Source organism: Actinospica sp., from assembly GCF_035552695.1.
In the GTDB taxonomy this organism is placed as follows: Bacteria; Actinomycetota; Actinomycetes; order Streptomycetales; family Catenulisporaceae; genus Actinospica.
In genome coordinates, this window is record NZ_DASZKT010000009.1 from 73,042 (window position 1) to 91,285 (window position 18,244).

The window sequence follows — 18,244 nt, forward strand, 5'->3', positions numbered from 1 at the left end:
AACGCGGTTCACACCCGCGTCGGCTTAAGCACCTCCGCGGCGTTCCACGCGGACAGCGCGGCGAACGCGATGCCGGGCCCCGGCCGCGCACTCGGGCCGACGTGCAGCAGGCCCTTGATCGGCTGAACGGTCGGCGAGCGCAGAATCGCACTGTTCAGAGAGCTGATCGCCGGGCCGTGCAGTGACCCGCCCGGAGTGCTGGTCAGCCGCTCCCGATCCCCCGGAGTGAAGACCTCGCGCACGGTGAGGGATTCGGCCGCGATCCCGAGCCGCTTCGCGATGGCGCTCTTCAGCTCCTCCGCGTCCTGGCTTGTCATACTTAGGGCCACATCGGCGTACGCGATCCACTCATTCGGCCGCTCGGGAGCGACGCGGAGCCGGATCGTCGGCTGCTCGTCCCCCTCGCCGAAAAGCACCGTCTCATAGGCGCGCTCGGTCGTCTCGGTCGCCGGGGTCGTCTCGGTCGCATTCCGGCTTTCCAGCCTGATGCTGAGGATCGAGGGCGAGTAGTCGGCGGGAGCCGCCTTGCTTCCCTTGACGGTTCCCGTGAGCCGCGCCAACACATGCGCATCCACTGCCGCGACGATCACGTCCGCCGACAGCCGCTCGCCGTCCGCCAACGTCACGCTACCTGCGGCGATGGACGTGACCTCGGTGTCGAATCGGAAGCTGACGCCGCGCTTGAGGCAGCGTTCGTACAGCGCCGTGGCGAGTTCGGGCAGACCGCCGACGATCCGCCACGCGCCGAACGTCTGCTCGATGTACGGCCGGATCGCGATCACGGACGGCGCGGTTTCGGGCGCGGCACCCGCGGCCTGCGCGTATTCGTCCAGAACGCGCATCATCCGCGGATCGCGAACGCCCGCGGCCTCGCCGATCTGACGCAGCGTCCGGCGTGGCGCGAGGGCACGACGTGCGGCGGAGGAGCTGAACAGGCGCCAGAGGTCGCGACGCCCGGCGTCCGGAACCTCGACCAGCGTCGGCCGGACGGCGCTCCAGGCACGGTTCCCGTGGTCCACGACGCGCAGCCACGCGTCGCCCGCACCGTGCCCGAACGCGGCGTCGAACGCGTCCTTCGAGGCCCCACGAGCGGCGTTCGGGAGGTCGAGGCTGGATCCGTCCGGGAAGCGGTACGTGCGCACCGGATCGATCGGACGAAGGTCGACGACCTCCTCCAACTTCCCGGCCGCGCTCGCCTTGCGGCCCCCTGTCTTCACGAACAGATCGCGCAGGACAGCGGGGAGGGTGAGGGTGTCGGGCGTGGCCCAGATGAGCGAGCCGCCGGGGGAGCCGTTGCGTTCGATCAAGGTGACGTCGTTGGCGCCGGTCGCCATGCGCGCCGCGGCCGCGAGTCCGGCCACGCCCGAGCCGACGACGATGATCCTTGCCATGCCCGACAGCGTACGTGGCGCGATGCCGTCGCTAGTCGTCCGCCCCGACCATGGTGTCTTCCCCGCCCGACAGCGTGCGTGGCGCGGTGCCGTGGCTAGGGTCGCCGAACATGGTGTCTTCCGCGCCTGGCAGCGTGCGTTGCGCGGTGCCGTGGCTAGGGTCGCCAGTCGTCCGCCCCGAACATGGTGTCTTCCCCGTACATGGAGTCCTCCCCGAACATGGTGTGCTGCGGGTCCTCGTCGTCCTCAGGCGACGGGTGCGCGCCGAGCCCGGCCAGGTCGGCCCCTGTCGCCCAGAGCGCCGCGAGCACGCGTCGCGCGGACGTGCTGAGCGAGCCGAAGGTGGCGTCCCCGTGCTCGCCGCGACGCTGGAAGTACTGCTCGCGCGGCTCGGGCGGCAGATCCTCGGCGTGCGCGCGGGTATCCGCCGGGATGACGCGTCGCCCGTCGGCCAGGCCGGTCGACGCGTGTGCCTTGCGCATCGCACGAAGCAGCGCGAGCGGATGCGCATCGCGCGCCGCGGCCCGGTGACCGCCGATCCGCCAGTACGCCTCCGTGTCCGCGGCAACGGCGAAACGCCCCGTCCGCCGCGACCCGCCCGCATCGAGAACCAGCAGGTCGAGCTTCTGACGCCGCAACAGGCTCGCCCCGGCGGCCGCCGCGTACGGCCCGAGCGGCGCGGCCGGATCGGCGAAGAAGAGTATCCGCCCGCGTGCTCCGACAGCGAGTTGCTGGCCGCGGTGCGACGTGCGCGACCAGCCGTTCGGCACACACGCCGTGTCCAGCAGCCGGATCCGCGGATCATCCCCGTACTCGCGATTCAGTGCACGATAAGTCGCCTCCGTGCACCCGACGTCCAGCACCACGACGTCGAGCCGGGCCACGTTGCGCTGCGCCACCGCCGCCCGCACCGCAGCCAGCGCCACGGAAGGCTCGTGCCGCAACGGCAGCAGCACCGACACCGGCTCGGTCACCTGCGGCGTCCGCGGCCCGGCCGCGTGCAGATGCAGCAGCGGCGGTGCGACCAGGACGGGTCGGGTGACGGGTAGTCGGGGCAGCATCCGGGGGACGACTGTGAGTCCTGGCACGCTTTCGAGTATTAGGGAGGTGAGTCGAGCCCGCCATGCCGAAGGCAACCGGATGGAGCAGCGCGCTCACTCTCCGCTCATCCGCAGCCCCCTGAGCCCGCCACCCGCACGCTCTCGATCCCCCCGCCCGCTCAGCACGTTCAGCCTCCAGCCGCGCATGGCCACTGACCATCTCCCGCCCCGCACGGACTCGCGATCCCGCGCTCTCCCGCGGCTCAGTCCCGCGCTCTGCTCGCGGTTTTGTGCTCGGACGCTGCCTCGCGATTTTGGTCGTGTGCACTGCCCGCGGTTTAGTCCCGCGTTCTGCTCGCGTTTTCGGTCGCGCGTTCTGCTCTAGCGTTTTTGGTCCTGCGCTCTGCCTGCGGCTTCGTCCCCAGCTCTGCTCTAGCGTTTTTGGTCCCGCGCTCCGCCTGCAGCTTCGTCCCGCGCTCTGCTAGCGTTTTTGGTCCTGCGCTCCGCCTGCGGCTTCGTCCCGAGCTCGACTCGCGGTTTTGGTCGCGTGCACTGCCCGCAGCCTTGTGGCCTCGGACGCTGCTCATGCTCTTCGGTCGTCTCGTGCGCAGCTCGCGGTTCCCCGTCGCGCATGCGGCTGGCGGCTGTCTGCCTCGCACGCCGCTCGCAGCCTTCCGCCTCGCACAGCTGCTCACGGTGCAATTGCTCACGGTGCAGCTACTCGTGGTCTTGTGGTGACTGGTCTTGTGGTGGCCCGGCAAATCGCCGCCGGTCGCCTCTCGGCGTTTCCTTCCGGGCATGGTGACGGCGGCCGCGTGCCCCCACGGCGCGCGGCCGCCGTACTCCCCACCCCAGCGGGTCCCGTCAAGACCCGCTCCCCCCGCCGCTCTCCCGAGGCGGCTGGGCAGACCACGGCCGGTTCTCCCCACCGATCGGAGCCGGGTTTCCTCGAATCGTCGCGCGCCCGGGCCGATCGCGTTGCGCCGTGGCGGTGCGATCCATCGAGTAGGACCAGCCAGGGGCCCGCACGGTTGTCATGGCAGTCGGTAACGAATCGATAACTCTGTGAAAGTGCAGGTGGGATGGCCGATTCCGGGCGAGTCCCACTCGAACGAGTGGGAATTCGGCTAAGGCTTGGCGGTCGCCGCCCGAGCCCGCTAGAGTGGTGCCGTTCGAACAAAGATTCGAACAAGCCGCCGCCGGCGGACGCGGGGACGGCGACGGCGTGGGTGTCCACGGGCTCGGACGCATCCCCACGTCGTCGCACGTCGGGGAAGCTCGCGTTCGCCGGCGGCGCCGGACACAGGGCAGGTCGGGACAGGTCGGAGAGTTACCAGCGCGGAAAGGCATCGGTGGTAAGGATGGCGGTCGAGATGACCCAGGAGCTGCCGGACTCGGGCACGGCCGGCGACGAGGGGTACTGCGAGGTGCTCCAAGGTGCCGACGGGCCGGTCTACTTCCTGCACCAGGGCCTTCTGTTCATCGTGCACGACCTGCTCGGCTGCTGGTCGGAGCCCGGCGAGGTGCACTGGCTGGTGAGCGCCTCCGTCGGCCGCTTCGGCGAACCCGCGCTCTACCGCCTCCGCTGCGTGCTGGCCGAGCCGGACACCGGCCCGGCCGCCTGGACCGTCCGCCGCGCCGCGCCCGGCCAGTTCTGACCGCCCCGCACCGAACCGCCCTCCCTGTTTGCCGTTTCCCCGGATGTGGTTGAATCCGAGGTCGTGTGCGCGCCCGCGCGCCGGGCCGCTCGCCGCTACTGCGGGCCGCGACCATTGGAGACCTGGAGACCGCCCGGGGGGAGACAGCTTTCGTGCACGGCGCCCTGTTCGCCCACCTCGGCCTGTTCGGCATCGTCTTCGTCTGCGCCGCGGCGCTCGTCGCGGGCTGTGTGGACGCGATGGTCGGCGGAGGCGGGCTGATCCAACTGCCCGCCCTGCTGTTCCTGATGCCGCGTACGCCGGTCCTTGCGCTGGGCACCAACAAGGTCGCCTCCATCGTCGGCACAAGCACGGCCGCGGGTCGTTATCTGCGGCGCACCCGGGTCGACTGGCGCGAGACGGCGCCGATGGCCGCGGTCGCTCTGCTCGGCTCACTCGCCGGGGCGCGCGCCGCGAGCCTGATGCCCGCGACGGTGCTGGACACGATCGTCCTGGTGGCGATGGTCGCGATCGGTATTTATTTGTGGCTCAACAAGACCCTGGGTGTGGTCGAGTCGCTGCGCTTCGGCGACGACGGCCAGCCGCTACGCATCGCCGTCATGGCTGCGGGCGGCCTCGTCATCGGCTTCTGGGACGGCATCGCCGGGCCCGGCACCGGCTCGTTGCTCATCTTCTTTCTCGTCGGCGCGGTGGGCTTCGAGTTCGTCCGCGCCTCGGCGGTCTCGAAGGTGGTCAACTGCGCCACGAACCTCGGTGCGCTGATCGTCTTCGCCCCGGGCGGATCCGTCGCCTGGGGACTGGCGATCGTGATGGCCTTGTGTAATCTCAGCGGCGCCCTCATCGGTACGGCGCTGGCCACGACACGGGGTTCGGTATTCATTCGCAAGGTCTTCTTCGGTGTGGTCTCCCTTCTCATAGTGAGCGTCGCCGGCAAGCTCGCCCTCGGCTGACGGCTGACGGCTGACGGCTGACGGCTGACGGCTGACGGCTGACGGCTGACGGCTGACGGACGACGGACGACGCGCTAGCGGCCGACGGCATGCGGCCGGCGATTGACGGCCGACGCGCTGGCGGCTGACGGTTGCCGCTTGACGGGTGTCCCAGGTCCGCGCCCGGCTCGGCTATCCGCGCAATCGCAACCCCTGCGGTGTCAGCGAGAATCCGGCCTGCACGAGCAGCGCCGCCGGACCGGCGGCTCCGTCCCGTCCGCCGATGCGTGGTCCGCCCTCAGCCGACAACACCGGCACGCCGTCGACCGCGCCGACCGTCAGCGCACCGACCCGCCCCGAACGCACCGCGTCGGCCAGCGCGCGGGCCGACGCCTCAAGCACCTCCTGATCCTGATGGAAGGTCAGGACCGTGCGCCCGCCGCGTTCGACGTACCAGGCGAGTTGCCCGTCGTGCAGCACGACGAGTGCGCCCGCCTTCCGGCCCGGACGATGGCCGAGCTTCGCCGGCTGAGCGGGCGCCGCACCGCCCTCGGCTGCCGACTCTCGTCGGTGCGGCCAATCGACAGCCGCGCCATACGCGTTCGCCGGATCGGTCGCGGCGAGCACGATCGTCGCGGGCTGCTCCTTGCGGCCGCCGAAGCCGCTCGGTTCCGAGCGCAGCCGGTCCACGACGCCGTCCGCCGCGAACTGCGCGGCACCGAGCCCGTCCACGAAGTAGCCGCGCCGCACCCGCCCCACTTCCTCGAACGCTGACAGCACCCGGTACGCCGCGGAGAAGTTCCCCAGCGCACCGACACCGCCGCGTTCGGCACCGACCGAGCCTCGGGTGACGAGACCGTAGCGGTCCAGCAGCACCTCCGCCTGAATCTGGGCCAGCTGGGCGAGTTGGGCGGGGGAGAGGCTCGACGCGGCGCCATTGGCGGCGGCATCACCGGGAATCGTTGTGAGGCGACGTACCCGAGACCAGCGTCCGGCGGCGCGCGCCGCTTGGACCGTGGTCAGGGACTGCTCGGCGCCGGGCAACGGAGCGGAGAGCCGGAGCGAGGCGTACCTTCCCCGCGGTGTCGGCCGCTTCGCGCGATGCGCGGTCTTACCCGCACCGAGCAGCGCCCGCATCGGAGCGAGCGTGTCGTTGCTGAGATGTCCCGCCCAGAGCAACTCCCACAGCGCGTCGAGTACGCGGTCCGGAGTCGTTTCGATGCCCTGCTCGTCGAGACGCGACATCAGACCGCGGAAGAACAGCGCGTTCTCTCCCGCGAGCTCCGTGAGGATCCTGCGATGCAGCTCGCCGAAGCTGTCCATCGGCAGCGGTTCCGGCAGTACGGCGGGCGCGATCGCCGCCGGAGCCAGCGAAACCCAGCCGTCGTCCACGGCCAGCGCGCCCGCACCCGTCCACGACACCTCGCCGCCCGAGGTCAGCTCGTCGAGCATCGCGGGCTGGTAGTCCGCGACCCGCGCGGGAAGGATCAGCTTCTCCAGCGCCGACGCCGGGACCGGATAGCCGGCGAGTTGTTCAACCGCGCGGAGCACTCCCTCCACGCCGCGCAGCTTCGGCTGGGCCGAGCCCTCGCCGCCGCTTGTCGCGATGACCCCGTGCCACGCGGGCAGCATTCGGGCGAGCGAGGTCGGCGCGACCGGCTCAGCCTGCTCCCGTAGCGCTGCAACGGTCCGGCGCCTCAGCCTCCGCAGCACCCTGGCATCGCACCACTGCTCGCCCGAGGTGTCCGGCCGGAAGCCGCCGCGCACCACGCGCTGCTCCGCGGACAGGCGTTCCAGCGCGGCTCTGAGCACCGCCACGCCGAGCCCGAAGTGCGCCGCCGCGTCCTGCACCGTGAACGGCGCGTGGGTTCGCGCATATCGGGCCACGAGGTCGCCGAGCGGATCCGCCATCGGCTCGGTGAACGCCTCGGGGACGCCGACCGGCAGCGGGCAGCCGAGCGCGTCGCGCAAACGACCCGCGTCCTCGATCGCCGCCCAACGTTCCTCGCCGGCGATGCGCACCCGGATCGCCCGGCGCGTCCGCGCGAGGTCGATCAGCCACTCCTCCGCGATTCCGCGTCGGGCCGCCTCCTCGGTCGACATCGGCCCGAGCAGGCGCAGCAGGTCGGCCGCGTCCTCGGCGTCCCGCGCGTGCCGCTCCGGCGAGAGGTGCTGCAGCTCCGCCTCGAGCTGGTCGATGATCTCGTTGTCGAACAGATCACGAAGCTCCGGCTGCCCGAGCAGTTCCGCGAGCAACGACGGGTCCACGGCGAGCGCGGCGGCACGGCGCTCGGCCAGCGGCGAGTCGCCCTCGTACATGAACTGCGCGATGTAGCCGAACAGCAGGGATTTCGCGAATGGCGAGGGTGCGTGCGTCTCCACCTCGACGATGCGCACCCGCCGCGCTTCGATGTCCCCGAGCAGTTCGACGAGGCCCGGCAGGTCGAACACGTCCTGCAGGCATTCGCGGACCGTCTCGAGCACGATCGGGAACGAGGCGAACTTGCTCGCCACCGAAAGCAGGTGCGCGGCACGCTGTCGTTGCTGCCAAAGCGGAACGCGCGCATTCGGCCTGCGGCGCGGCAGCAGCAGAGCCCGGCCCGCGCACTCGCGGAACCGCGCGGCGAACAGCGCCGAGCCGCCCACCTCGTCCGTCACCAACTGCTCGATCTCCTCGGCGGCGAAGCGCGCGAGCTCCGCCTCGGGCCGTACCGTCGCCGCATCCTCATCCCAGTCCGCGTCCGGCACACGCAGCACGATGCCGTCGTCCGCGTGCATGACCTGCGCGTCCATGCCGTGCACCGCGCGCAGTCGCGCCCCGATCGCCAACGCCCACGGTGCGTGCACCTGCGCGCCGAAGGGGGAGTGGATGACCAGGCGCCAGTCGCCGAGCTCATCGTGGAAGCGTTCGACGACGATCGTCCGATCGTCCGGGACCAGACCCGTCGCCTCCCGCTGCTCCGTCAAATACGCAAGCAGGTTCCCGGCCGCCCACTCATCGAGCCCCGCTTCGCGCAGCCTGACCTGCGCCTGCTGCGGTTCGAGGCCGCCGAGCTCGCGGGTGAACGCGCCGAGCGCCCTGCCGAGCTCGAGCGGACGACCGAGCGAGTCGCCGTGCCAGAACGGCAGCCGGCCCGGCTGGCCGGGCGCGGGCGAGACAAGCACCCGGTCGTGCGTGATCTCCTCGATCCGCCACGAGCTGGTGCCGAGGGTGAACACATCGCCCACCCGCGACTCGTACACCATCTCCTCGTCCAGCTCGCCGACCCGCTTGGCCTGCTTCTGATCCCCGACCAGGAAGACGCCGTACAGGCCGCGATCCGGGATCGTGCCGCCCGAGGTGACCGCCAGCCGCTGCGCGCCCGGCCGCCCCTCCACCCGGCCCGCCTCGCGATCCCAGACCAGCCGCGGCCTCAGCTCGGCGAACTCATCGCTCGGGTAGCGGCCCGCGAGCATGTCGAGCACGGCCTCGAACACCGACTCGGCCAGGGTCGTGAAGGGCGCGGCCCGGCGGATCGCGGTCAACAAGTCAGCCGTCTGCCAAGAATCGACCGCGACCATGGCCACGATCTGCTGCGCCAGCACGTCCAGCGGGTTGCGCACGGTGTGCACGGACTCGATCTGGCCTCCGCGCATCCGCTCCGCGACCACCGCTGCCTGCAGCAGGTCCCCACGGAACTTCGGGAAGATCACGCCACGGCTGACCGCGCCCACCTGGTGCCCGGCCCGGCCCACGCGCTGCAGGCCGGAGGCGACCGAGGGCGGCGACTCCACCTGGACGACCAGGTCGACGGCTCCCATGTCGATACCGAGCTCGAGGCTCGATGTCGCCACCACGGCCGGCAGCAGGCCCGCCTTCAACGCCTCCTCGACCTCGGCCCGCTGCTCCTTGGACACCGAGCCGTGGTGCGCCCGCGCGAGCAGCGGCGGCACGCCCTGGACCTGCCCCGCCTCGCCCATCAGTTCGGCGGGCGCACGGCCTCGCCGCGTCTTCTCCTGCTGCGCCGCCTCCGGCGGATGCAGCTCCGCCCACCGGATCTCGTTCAGCCGGTTGCACAAGCGCTCCGCCAACCGACGCGAGTTGGCGAACACCAGCGTCGACGTGTGCTGCTCGATCAGCTCCGCGACACGCTGCTCCACGTGCGGCCAGATCGAGGAACGGTGCCTGCCGCGCTCCTCGGCGGGCACGGACTCGTCATCCAGCGAGGCGATCTCCGCCATGTCCTCGACCGGCACGACCACCTTCAGATCGAAGATCTTGGCGGAGGGCGGCGCGACCACCACGGCTGCCCGCGGCCCGCCGAGCCAGTTCGCCACCTGCTCGGGCGGCCGGACCGTCGCCGAGAGGCCGATACGCTGCGCGGGTTCCTTCAGCAGCAGGTCGAGCCGCTCCAGACTGAGCGCGAGATGGGCGCCGCGCTTGGTCCCGGCGATCGCGTGCACCTCGTCCACGATCACCGTCTCGATTCCGCGCAGCGCCTCCCGCGCCTGCGAGGTGAGCAGCAGGAACAGCGACTCGGGGGTGGTGATCAGGATGTCCGGCGGCTTGGTGCTGAAGCGGCGGCGCTCGTCGGCCGGCGTGTCCCCGGTGCGCACCGCGACCCGGACGTCCGGCTCCGGCAGCCCGGTGCGCACCGCCTCCTGGCGCAGCCCGATCAGCGGGGCGCGCAGGTTCCGCTCGACGTCCACACCCAGCGCCTTGAGCGGCGACACATACAGCACCCGGCAGCGCAGCTTCGGATCCTCGGGCGGCGGCCCGAAGGCCAGCCGGTCCAGCGCGGCGAGGAACGCGGCCAGCGTCTTGCCCGAACCGGTCGGCGCCACGACCAGGGCGTTGTGCCCGGCTTGGATCTCCGCCCACGCGCCGAGCTGAGCGGCGGTGGGCTGCGCGAAGGCGGCGCTCAACCAGCGCTGAGTCGGTTCGGCGAAGTAGTCCATGACCCCATGGTGCACGCCGCCACCGACAAAAGCCGTGGTAGCGGAAATGGATGTACCGAAAAGACATATCCGAACGGGGAATCCGGTGTCTTTTCGGTACATCCACTCTCCCCGAACCCGTCGGGGGGCGCGTTACGGCTAGTGCCGGTGCGTCAGGTGCCGCAGGGTCGAGACCCGCTTGCGCAGGATCAGGCCGCTGCCGCCGAGCACGCTCGCGCCGAGCGGCGTGACGACCTTCGAAGCGCCCGAACCGGTCTCCGCGAGCGTGCCGGAACCCTTGAACGGCTTGTGCTTGTGCGTCGACGCCGGCGAGACGTGCTTGGGCGGCGTGGCCGGCGGGGTGGGGTGGCTCGGCGGCGTCGGGTGGCAGCCGCACGGGTGGCCGGGGACGGTCGGCGTGCCACCGTTGCCGCAGTTGTTGCCGGTGACGGAGTCGAGGATGCCGATGACCGAGACGTCGTTGCCGCACGCGTTGACCGGCACGCTCACCGGAACCTGCACGGTGTTGCCCGAGCCGGCGCCGGGCGAGTGGCTCGAGCCGCCGTTCGCGCTGCTCCCGGCCGAGCCGGAACCCGAGCCGTTCGAGCAGTTGTTGTGCGAGGCGCTGTCGCCCACGCCCGCGCCGCTGACGGAGTTGCCGCAGACATTGACCGGGATGCTGACGGGGATCTGGATCAGGTTGCCCGAGCCGACGCCGGGGGAGTGGCTCGCCCCGCCGTTGGCCGTGCTGCCGGTCGAGCCCGCGTTCGTGCAGCTGTTGCCGGACGCCGAGTCGAGGATGCCCACGACCGAGATGCTGTTGCCGCAGATGTTGATCGGGATGCTGACCGGAATCTGGATCAGATTGCCGGACAGGATGCCCGGGGAGTCGGCCGTGCCGCCGCTCGCGGCGGTGTCGGCCTGAGCGACGCCCATACCGAGGCCGCCGATCAGCAGACCGCCGGTGGTCATTCCGAGGACGACTCGCCGCTTCGTCGAGTGATGCATCAAAACCCCTGAGTTGATCGTTCGGGCAGTCGCCCTCTTCCAGATGACAGAAACGAGGTATGACGATCGGGGTTACCGCAAATCGCAGGAATACCGCAGACGAGTGATTTCGCGCCTCGTCGTACAACCATCGGAAAGCTCGTCCGTCCGGGATACCCAGAGCCCGGCCACCGTGCATGGGAATGCGGTGGCCGGGCCCGGGAGAAGCGCCTGTGACCGGGGCCGAGCCGTACGGCCGGCCCCGGCGGCGGGAGCGCCGACTAGTTGTAGTTCTGGCAGTTGTTGCCGAACGCGGAGTCGAGCAGCCCGATCACCGAGATGCTGTTGCCGCAGGCGTTGACCGGAACACTGACCGGAACCTGGATGGTGTTGCCGGACACGACGCCCGGAGAGTGCTGGGCGAAGCCGTGCGCGGTGGTGTCGGCCATGGCCGCACCGGCGCCCACGACGACCAGGGCGCCGGTGACACCGGACAGCGCGGCGATCTTCTTGACGTTCATGAACAGTCCTCCTTGTCGCGGCCGTCGTGACCGCGGCATGCGTAACAGGGCAGTGGCCGCGTCGAGCCGGATCTGGTTTTCGCATCCGATCCGCCTCGGGCCACGCAGAGGGAAACGACGCCGGCGCCCCGGGGGTACGGAACTTTTCAGATCGTCCTTCTTTAAGGGGAACGAATAATCATCCTGCTGCCGACTGACGGGTTGTCCACTGACCGGTAATCAAAAAATCTTCCCTGCTCAATGAACATCCGCCCGTTCGCATGTGTGGCGGATGGGAAGCCGGGGTACCACTCGGGGCAAGGTCGTGGCCCTCCCCTGCCGTTTCCCAGTGCCTGCCACCGTCCCGCTACGCTGGGCGAGGGCGGACGGCGCGTCGGGGTCCGTACACCGGGGAAAACCGGTAGCGTGGGCTGCGACACTCGATTGAGTGAATTGTGCTACCCGTCTCGACACGGGCCGCAGTGGAGAGAGGAGGCGTTCGATGGTTTCGAGCCGCAGGGCCACGGCCCCGCATCTGGTTCCGGTCGATGACGGCGAGCGGTGGTACGGGGATGGAGAGGAAGCTGCCGGGATCGGCCAGCGGATCGCCACCGTCCGGCCGCACAGCTTCACCGACGCCAAGGTGATCGGTGAGTACTTCCGCGCCGGCGTTCCCGTCATCATGAACCTCGCCGACCTGGAAGAGTCCGACGCCAAGCGCATCGTGGACTTCGCCTCCGGCCTGATCTTCTCGCTGCGCGGCGGAATAGAGCGTGTCGCGGCCCGGGTGTTCCTGCTGACCCCGGCGGGCCTGGAGATCGTGGACGGCGCGGACAACCCGTCCCAGGACCCCGGGTTCTTCAACCAGGGCTGAGCCCGGCCCCGGCGCGGGGATTGGTGGAGTCCGGCGTGCCGAGAAGAGACTTCCGGCTGTGTCCGCGAGCGATGTCTTCGCTCGCGGACACAGCCGTGTTTATTTCTGACGAATGCTCAGATCTCGTTGAGTGATTCTCGATTGGAGTATTCCTCGGATCATTCAGCCGATTCCGTTGCAGTCCAGCGCTGTCGGAATCGGGATACCCTCCGCGAGGTCCGGTGCCGGACGAACGGGGCCACGCTGAACGGAGACCGGAATCGTGCCCGCCCAGAACGGGCCGTCGAGGTCGGATTCGTCGTCCGCGACATTGTCCGCCCGGCTCTTGAGCGAGACCGCTTCGAGCTTGAGCGCGATGATCGCGGTCGCCGCGTCCTCCTTGGCCGTGGGCGGCCGGGATTCATCGGATCGCCCGGGGTGCATCTTCTCGATCAGGGCGCGCATGGCCGCGAGCCGCTCCTCGGGATCCCGCACGACGCGCGCCTCCCCGTGCGCGACGACGCTGCGATAGCCGACCGAGTGGTGCATCCACGATCGGGCCAGTACGAGCGCGTCGATCAGCGTGACGGTGACGCAGATCGGCTCGCCGTCGAGCAATGCGAAGCGTCCACCGGTGGATCCGTGCACGTATATCGTCTCGCCCTCGCGAGCGTGCATCGTGGGCAGGCTCACCGGCCGGCCGTCGCGGACGAAGGCGACGTGGCAGTGCAGCGCCTCATCGAGTACAGCGTGGACGGCGGCCGTGTCGTAGCTCGCGCGATCGCGATATCTGGTCGGCGTGGACAGTTCCTTGGCGGCGTAGACTTGCGTCATGGTTATGTCCTAGTACATAATGTTGATTGTGTCAGAACAATCTCTCTGGTGGGAACGCTACAAGCTGGCCGGGGCAGGCGCAAGCGAGATCGCCTCGTCGGTCGAGGCTGCCCTCACCGCGGGCCTGCTCAGCCCAGGTGAGTCGCTGCCGCCGGTGCGCGACCTGGCCGAGCGGCTCGGCGTCAACCCGAACACCGTCGCCTCGGCATACCGCGCCCTGCGTGATCGGGGCACGGTTGAGACGCGCGGCCGCGCCGGGACCCGGGTGCGTGACCGCCCCGGTCGAAGCGAGCGGAACCGTTCGTATGCCATGCCGGAGGGAGTGCGGGATCTGACCTCGGGTGAGCCGGATCCAGCCCTGCTGCCGCAGCTGGCCCCGCCCACCCACATCGACGTCTCGCATTACCGGTACGGCGCGTCGACCGAGTCCGCGTTGGAGGAGCAGCTCAGGCGCCGCCTGGCTCGAAACTTCGACGTGCGAGCTGCGAAAGCGCACAGCTTTCACGGAGCGACTGATCGAACTGACGCGACGTCGGCCACAGTGGCTGAGCTGGTGACACAGGCGAAGCTGGTGCCGGTCTTCGGCGCACTGGACGGAGTCGATCGCTTGCTGGCGACTCACACCAGGCCCGGTGACAAGGTCGCGATCGAAGACCCGGCATGGGGAAACCTGCTCGATCTCGTGGCCGCGCGCGGAATCACGGCACAGCCGATGCGCATCGACGACGAGGGCCCGGACCCCGTGGACCTACGCGCCGCGCTGGCGGCGGGAGTCCGCGCGGTGATCGTGACGACGCGGGCGCAGAACCCGTATGGAGCAGTCGTGTCACCGCGCCGTGCGGCGATGCTTCGTGCGGAGCTCGCCGCATATCCAGACGTGCTGACGATCGACGATGATCACGGCGCCGATCTGACCCCTGGGGCACCGCAGGTGCTTTGCGGCGCGACACACCAGTGGGCCTATCTTTACTCGGCGTCGAAGGCGTACGGCCCAGACCTTCGTATTGCAGTGCTGGTCGGGGACGAAGACTCGGCCGACCGCGTCGCCGGCCAACTGCGGCACACGTCGCGACGTGTCTCGGGCGTGATGCAGAACCTGTGGGCGGCCGCGTTGGCGGACGCGAAGCACGACGCGGTGCTGGCCAAGGCCGCTCAGACGTACGCGGCAAACCGCGAGGCGCTGATCGGCGAGCTCGCGCGGCGCGGTGTTACGGCACACGGCGAGACCGGACTCAACGTCTGGATCCCCGTCCCAGACGAGACCGCCGCGGCGACCGGCCTACTCGCGCGCGGCTGGGCCGTGGCGCCCGGCTCCTGGTTCCGCGTACGCAGCGGACCCGGCATCCGCGTGACCATCGCCGGCCTCCGCCCCGGCGAGGCCCCCGAACTCGCCGAAGCCGTCGCCGGCGCACTCCGCCGCGGCGGCGCCGGCAGGTCCTCCGCAAGCGACACGGTGCAAGTGTGAGTCGCGCGGTACCTGCACGAGGTGCGGTTTCCGGTGAAAGTCGCTGTCCCCGCATGGGTCGAGGGAGTAGGTACAAGCTAGTAGTTATAGTCGCGCTCTCTGCACGAGTCGCGGTACCCGTCATAAGTCGCGGATCCTGCGTGAGCTGCGGTCCCTGCGGTCAGTCGCGGACCGTGCGTGAGCCGCGGTACGTGCGTCAGCCATGGCCGGATGTGAGTCGTTGTAACTGGGTCGTGGTCCCTGCGGCCAGTCGCGGACCGGGTGTGAGCGTCGGTACGTGCGTCAGCCGCGGTCGCGTGTGAGCCGCCTTACCTGGGTCGAGATCCCCGTGGTCAGTCGCGGACCACGCGCGGGCCGGTCCCGTATGAGTCGCGCGGTCCGCGCATGAGTTGCGCTGCTGCCCGTGTGAATCGCTTTCCTCACTTCTGCTGCGGTGCTTCCGTTGCAGTGCCGTGTGAGTCGCGATCTTCGCCTCGGCTGCGGTGCCCGATCGGTTCCGGCTCCCGCACGTGCCGCGGTCCCCGGACGCGTTGAACCCGCTCCCTCGTCATCGAGGCCGCGCATGCCTCCGGCCGACTTCTCCACCCGCGGACCGCGCGGATCTCCACCCGCGTCTCCACCTTGGTTCGACCCACGGTTTGATCACATACCCGCAGGTCCAGGCGATAGTCGAGACATGACCACTTCGGACTGGATCCTCGACATCGTCCTCATCCTCGTCGTCCTGCGGCAGATCCGCTGGAGCCGCATCGACGCGACGACCGTGCTCCTGCCGCTCGGCATCGTCGCGTTCGTCGCGCACAAGTACCTCAGCCCGATCCCGACCGGTGGCAACGATCTGCTGGTGATCGGCGTGTTCGCCGCAGTGGGCCTCGCGCTGGGTGTGGCAGGCGGACTCACCACTCACGTGCGGCTTGAGCAGGGCAAGGTGTTCGTTCGCGCCGGATTCGTCGCGGCCGGTCTGTGGATCCTCAGCATGGGCGGGCGGCTCGCATTCGCGATCTGGTCCGAGCACAGCGGCGGCCCCACCCTCGTGCGTTTCAGCGAGCAGCACCAGATCACCTCGATCCAGGCGTGGGTCAGTGCCCTGATCCTTATGGTGCTGTGCGAGGTCTGCACGCGCGTCGGCACGATCGTGATCCGCGCAAATCTCGCCAAGCGCGCGGCGGCGACTTCCGTGACCGGCGACGCAACGTCCGTGCCGGCCAACAACACGGCGATGATGATGCTCGGCGTGTCCCCGCTCGTGGACGCCCAGCTGGACCGCGGATCAGTGACCGATTCGTGCCAGGTCGTCGAGAGTCTCGTCCGCTAGAAACTCCCGAGCCGGCACCAGTTCGGCGAGTCGGTCGCGCTGCGTGGTGACCGCGCGGAAGTACGTCGCGATCGTCACGCCGTGGGCCGGACGGGTGAGGACCTCGATCCTGTCTCCCGCACGTACGTCGCCCGGAGTAATGACCCGCAGGTAGGCGCCCGTGACCCCGACCTCGGTGAATCGCTTGATCCACCGGGGTTCGGCCATTTTCGCGGCGAACGTGACGCAGGGGACCCGCGGAAGCCGCGCCTCGAGCACAAGCTCTTCGCCGACCCGCCAGCGTTCCCCGACAACGGCGTCGGTGAGGTTCAGCCCTTCGGTCGTCAGGTTCTCGCCGAACATGCCGTCCGGCAGGTCCCGCCCGAGCAGTTGCCCCCACCAGTCGAGATCTTCCCGAGCGTAGGCGTAAACAGCCTGGTCAGGTCCACCGTGGTGCTTGATGTCACAGATGACGTCGCCGACGAGCCCCGACTGCCCCGGCCCCGAGTTCTTGGGCCGCGGTGTGCGCACCCGCACCGGCTCGTCGACCGGCAGCTTGTTGATGCCGGTACCCGATGTGTGCGGCTTCGCGGGATTCGACGGCTGCAGGGCCCCGACATTGACCGACCGCACCCGGCCGCGCGTGGGCAGAGCATCGGTATGAGTGGGCGTAAGTTCGGTGCGATCGTTCATGCCTCCCACGCTAAGCGCGGGTCCGCCAGTGTGACCAGCTATTTTCGCGTGCTGATCGTGATGAGGGTGTCCTCAGCCGTGCTGCACCGCGTGCACCACGACCTTGTGCCCGCACACGTAGAAGGACGGAATCCGGTGACCAGCCATGTCGCGTGCAGTAGTGGTCAGAGCCTTCGTCGTACCGGGAGCGTAGACGCGCACCGCGATGACCTGATCGCATCGCGCGCCGTGCGGATTGTCGGCGCCGTTCGCGGTGAAGGTGACTTGCGCTGTGGCCGCGTTACCGGGGAGCAGGTACACGTCAGTGACGCCCGGTTTCGGCGCGAACGAGTCGGGCGCGCTGAGCGGCCCCTTGATTCCGCCACGCAGGAAGTCGACGCTCGGGTAGCCACGTAGCGTGCACCTGATGTGGGACACGTTCGTGAAGGTGAGAGTCAGTTGCTGAGTTCGCGTCACGATAATGAGCGAGTGATGCCCCGACTTCGTGCTGCCGCCCGTGTAGCCGCCCCCACCCACGTAGCCGGCTGCGGATGATGCCGTGACCTGAAGGTTCAGCGCCGCGGCTGCACACGCATCAGCAGTCGATGTGGACACCGTAGTCGGGGTGGTCGTCGGATTCCCGGTGCCAGTAGGCGCACCGGAGCCAGCGCCGCTGGCTGTTGCAATAGAACTTGCGACGGCCGTCGCTTCCGTAGTCCCACGCTCGCCCTTGCTGTTCAGCACGGCGGCGTCGCCTTGAGCAGCACTCGATGTTGCCGTAGCTGTGGCCGACGTGGACGCTTGGGCTACGACGGGCACGGTCGCCGGATTCGCGCCGACCACGCTGATCCCGCCGCCTGCCATGCCGCACCCCGCGACCGTACCGAGCGTGGCCAGGACCACCGCTGCGGCGCCGATGCCCCACCGCCCCGTAACCCGCGTCGTTCGCACGATCCCGATCCCTCCCCTCTCGCTGCCAACTGGCACAGATAATGACCGCCGGCACCCCCGTTTGGTTGAGCCGCCCTCCGAACTTTTCTTAAACATGTCGTGGCGGCGCCGTGCGATCACGACTCCGCCACGCGTCTCGTCCCGAAAGTACCGCCCCACTTACCGCTGCGGAGGCTGCTGCCCCTGCTGCGGGTTCTGCGGCGGGTACGGATACTGCGGTTGCTGCGGTTGCGGTTGCCCGTAAGGATTACCTTGCTGTGGATTCTGCTGCTGGTACGGATTCGACTGCTGACCATATGGGTTCTGCTGCGGATACTGTCCGCCACCATACGGCGGCTGTCCGCCGGGCCCACCAGCGCCCGGCCCGCCCCCCGGCCGGTTCCGGTTGCGACGACTGAGCACCACGATCAGCACGATGATCAGGAGCACGACGACCACCGCGACGATGATCCCGATCACCAGCCCCGAGCTCGACTTCGACGACGAGGCCGTAGCGCCGCCACCCGTCGATGTAGCCGTGGCCGTCGTCCCCGCGGACGCCGAACTGCTCGCTGACGCGAGCAGCGGATTCGACGTCTCACTCGGCGCCGACGCCTGCAGCGCCTTCAGCGGATCGACGATCCCGTACCCGTACTGATCGCTGTGCTGCCCCGTCGCCTGCCCCGAAGCCGGATCCGCCGTCGCAATAAGGTCCCGGATCACCTGCCCCGCCGTCCACGACGGATGCGCCGACCGGATCAACGCGACTGTTGC

At 69.6% G+C, this 18,244-nt stretch carries 14 protein-coding genes; 6 read left to right on the forward strand and 8 right to left on the reverse strand.

Going from position 1 to position 18,244, the window contains the following annotated elements; all coding sequences use genetic code 11:
• Positions 1-8 precede the first annotated feature (8 nt).
• Positions 9-1,391 (reverse strand): phytoene desaturase family protein, encoded by a 1,383-nt coding sequence (locus tag VG296_RS01870; RefSeq protein WP_325562336.1) that lies wholly within the window; start codon positions 1,389-1,391, stop codon positions 9-11.
• 155 nt (positions 1,392-1,546) lie between these two features.
• Entirely contained in the window at positions 1,547-2,479 is a 933-nt protein-coding gene (locus VG296_RS01875) for a hypothetical protein (protein ID WP_325562338.1), read from the reverse strand.
• A gap of 1,325 nt (positions 2,480-3,804) precedes the next feature.
• Here VG296_RS01875 and VG296_RS01880 point away from each other — a divergent pair.
• Together VG296_RS01880 and VG296_RS01885 are read left to right on the forward strand one after the other, a co-directional pair.
• Positions 3,805-4,089 carry a hypothetical protein gene (locus tag VG296_RS01880; protein ID WP_325562340.1) on the forward strand — a complete coding sequence of 95 codons (285 nt, stop codon included), beginning with the start codon at positions 3,805-3,807 and terminating at the stop codon, positions 4,087-4,089.
• 152 nt (positions 4,090-4,241) lie between these two features.
• Positions 4,242-5,039, forward strand: a complete 798-nt coding sequence (locus VG296_RS01885; RefSeq protein ID WP_325562342.1) for a sulfite exporter TauE/SafE family protein — start codon at positions 4,242-4,244, stop codon at positions 5,037-5,039.
• Between the two features lie 171 nt (positions 5,040-5,210).
• Here the strand turns inward: VG296_RS01885 and VG296_RS01890 are convergent, their stop codons facing one another.
• From VG296_RS01890 to VG296_RS01905, 3 genes are all read right to left on the reverse strand, one after another.
• On the reverse strand, positions 5,211-9,956 hold the full coding sequence (locus tag VG296_RS01890; protein ID WP_325562344.1) for an ATP-dependent helicase: 4,746 nt from the start codon (positions 9,954-9,956) through the stop codon (positions 5,211-5,213).
• Between the two features lie 138 nt (positions 9,957-10,094).
• On the reverse strand, positions 10,095-10,943 hold the full coding sequence (locus VG296_RS32655; RefSeq protein ID WP_349259421.1) for a chaplin: 849 nt from the start codon (positions 10,941-10,943) through the stop codon (positions 10,095-10,097).
• 260 nt (positions 10,944-11,203) lie between these two features.
• Complete coding sequence (locus VG296_RS01905) at positions 11,204-11,443, reverse strand: chaplin (protein ID WP_325562347.1); 240 nt, start codon at positions 11,441-11,443, stop codon at positions 11,204-11,206.
• Positions 11,444-11,924: 481 nt separating this feature from the next.
• Here VG296_RS01905 and VG296_RS01910 point away from each other — a divergent pair, with 481 nt between their 5' ends.
• Positions 11,925-12,296, forward strand: a complete 372-nt coding sequence (locus tag VG296_RS01910) for a cell division protein SepF (protein WP_325562350.1) — start codon at positions 11,925-11,927, stop codon at positions 12,294-12,296.
• 162 nt (positions 12,297-12,458) lie between these two features.
• On the opposite strand, the gene VG296_RS01915 is transcribed toward VG296_RS01910, so the two are convergent.
• The gene (locus tag VG296_RS01915) at positions 12,459-13,109 is read right to left on the reverse strand and encodes a pyridoxamine 5'-phosphate oxidase family protein (RefSeq protein ID WP_325562352.1); all 651 of its coding nucleotides are present in this window, start codon (positions 13,107-13,109) and stop codon (positions 12,459-12,461) included.
• 28 nt (positions 13,110-13,137) lie between these two features.
• Between VG296_RS01915 and VG296_RS01920 the strand changes: the two genes are divergently transcribed.
• Complete coding sequence (locus VG296_RS01920) at positions 13,138-14,574, forward strand: aminotransferase class I/II-fold pyridoxal phosphate-dependent enzyme (protein WP_325562354.1); 1,437 nt, start codon at positions 13,138-13,140, stop codon at positions 14,572-14,574.
• A 676-nt stretch (positions 14,575-15,250) separates the two neighbouring features.
• Positions 15,251-15,889, forward strand: a complete 639-nt coding sequence (locus VG296_RS01925; RefSeq protein ID WP_325562356.1) for a hypothetical protein — start codon at positions 15,251-15,253, stop codon at positions 15,887-15,889.
• Here the strand turns inward: VG296_RS01925 and VG296_RS01930 are convergent.
• Positions 15,845-16,561, reverse strand: coding sequence for an MOSC domain-containing protein (locus tag VG296_RS01930; RefSeq protein ID WP_325562358.1), 717 nt, complete (start codon positions 16,559-16,561; stop codon positions 15,845-15,847). The two genes, VG296_RS01925 and VG296_RS01930, sit on opposite strands and share 45 nt — an antisense overlap.
• 72 nt (positions 16,562-16,633) lie before the next feature.
• Positions 16,634-17,284, reverse strand: a complete 651-nt coding sequence (locus tag VG296_RS01935) for a DUF4232 domain-containing protein (RefSeq protein ID WP_325562361.1) — start codon at positions 17,282-17,284, stop codon at positions 16,634-16,636.
• 622 nt (positions 17,285-17,906) lie between these two features.
• Here VG296_RS01935 and VG296_RS01940 point away from each other — a divergent pair.
• Complete coding sequence (locus VG296_RS01940) at positions 17,907-18,128, forward strand: hypothetical protein (RefSeq protein WP_325562363.1); 222 nt, start codon at positions 17,907-17,909, stop codon at positions 18,126-18,128.
• The last annotated feature ends 116 nt before the right edge of the window (positions 18,129-18,244 follow it).

Coding starts and splice junctions, on each gene's coding strand:
- VG296_RS01870 (WP_325562336.1), bottom strand. CDS start 1,391: ATGGCAAGGATCATCGTCGTCGGCTCGGGCGTGGCCGGACTCGCGGCC.
- VG296_RS01930 (WP_325562358.1), bottom strand. CDS start 16,561: ATGAACGATCGCACCGAACTTACGCCCACTCATACCGATGCTCTGCCC.
- VG296_RS01940 (WP_325562363.1), top strand. CDS start 17,907: ATGATCAGGAGCACGACGACCACCGCGACGATGATCCCGATCACCAGC.
- VG296_RS01905 (WP_325562347.1), bottom strand. CDS start 11,443: ATGAACGTCAAGAAGATCGCCGCGCTGTCCGGTGTCACCGGCGCCCTG.
- VG296_RS32655 (WP_349259421.1), bottom strand. CDS start 10,943: ATGCATCACTCGACGAAGCGGCGAGTCGTCCTCGGAATGACCACCGGC.
- VG296_RS01890 (WP_325562344.1), bottom strand. CDS start 9,956: ATGGACTACTTCGCCGAACCGACTCAGCGCTGGTTGAGCGCCGCCTTC.
- VG296_RS01880 (WP_325562340.1), top strand. CDS start 3,805: ATGACCCAGGAGCTGCCGGACTCGGGCACGGCCGGCGACGAGGGGTAC.
- VG296_RS01915 (WP_325562352.1), bottom strand. CDS start 13,109: ATGACGCAAGTCTACGCCGCCAAGGAACTGTCCACGCCGACCAGATAT.
- VG296_RS01910 (WP_325562350.1), top strand. CDS start 11,925: ATGGTTTCGAGCCGCAGGGCCACGGCCCCGCATCTGGTTCCGGTCGAT.
- VG296_RS01925 (WP_325562356.1), top strand. CDS start 15,251: ATGACCACTTCGGACTGGATCCTCGACATCGTCCTCATCCTCGTCGTC.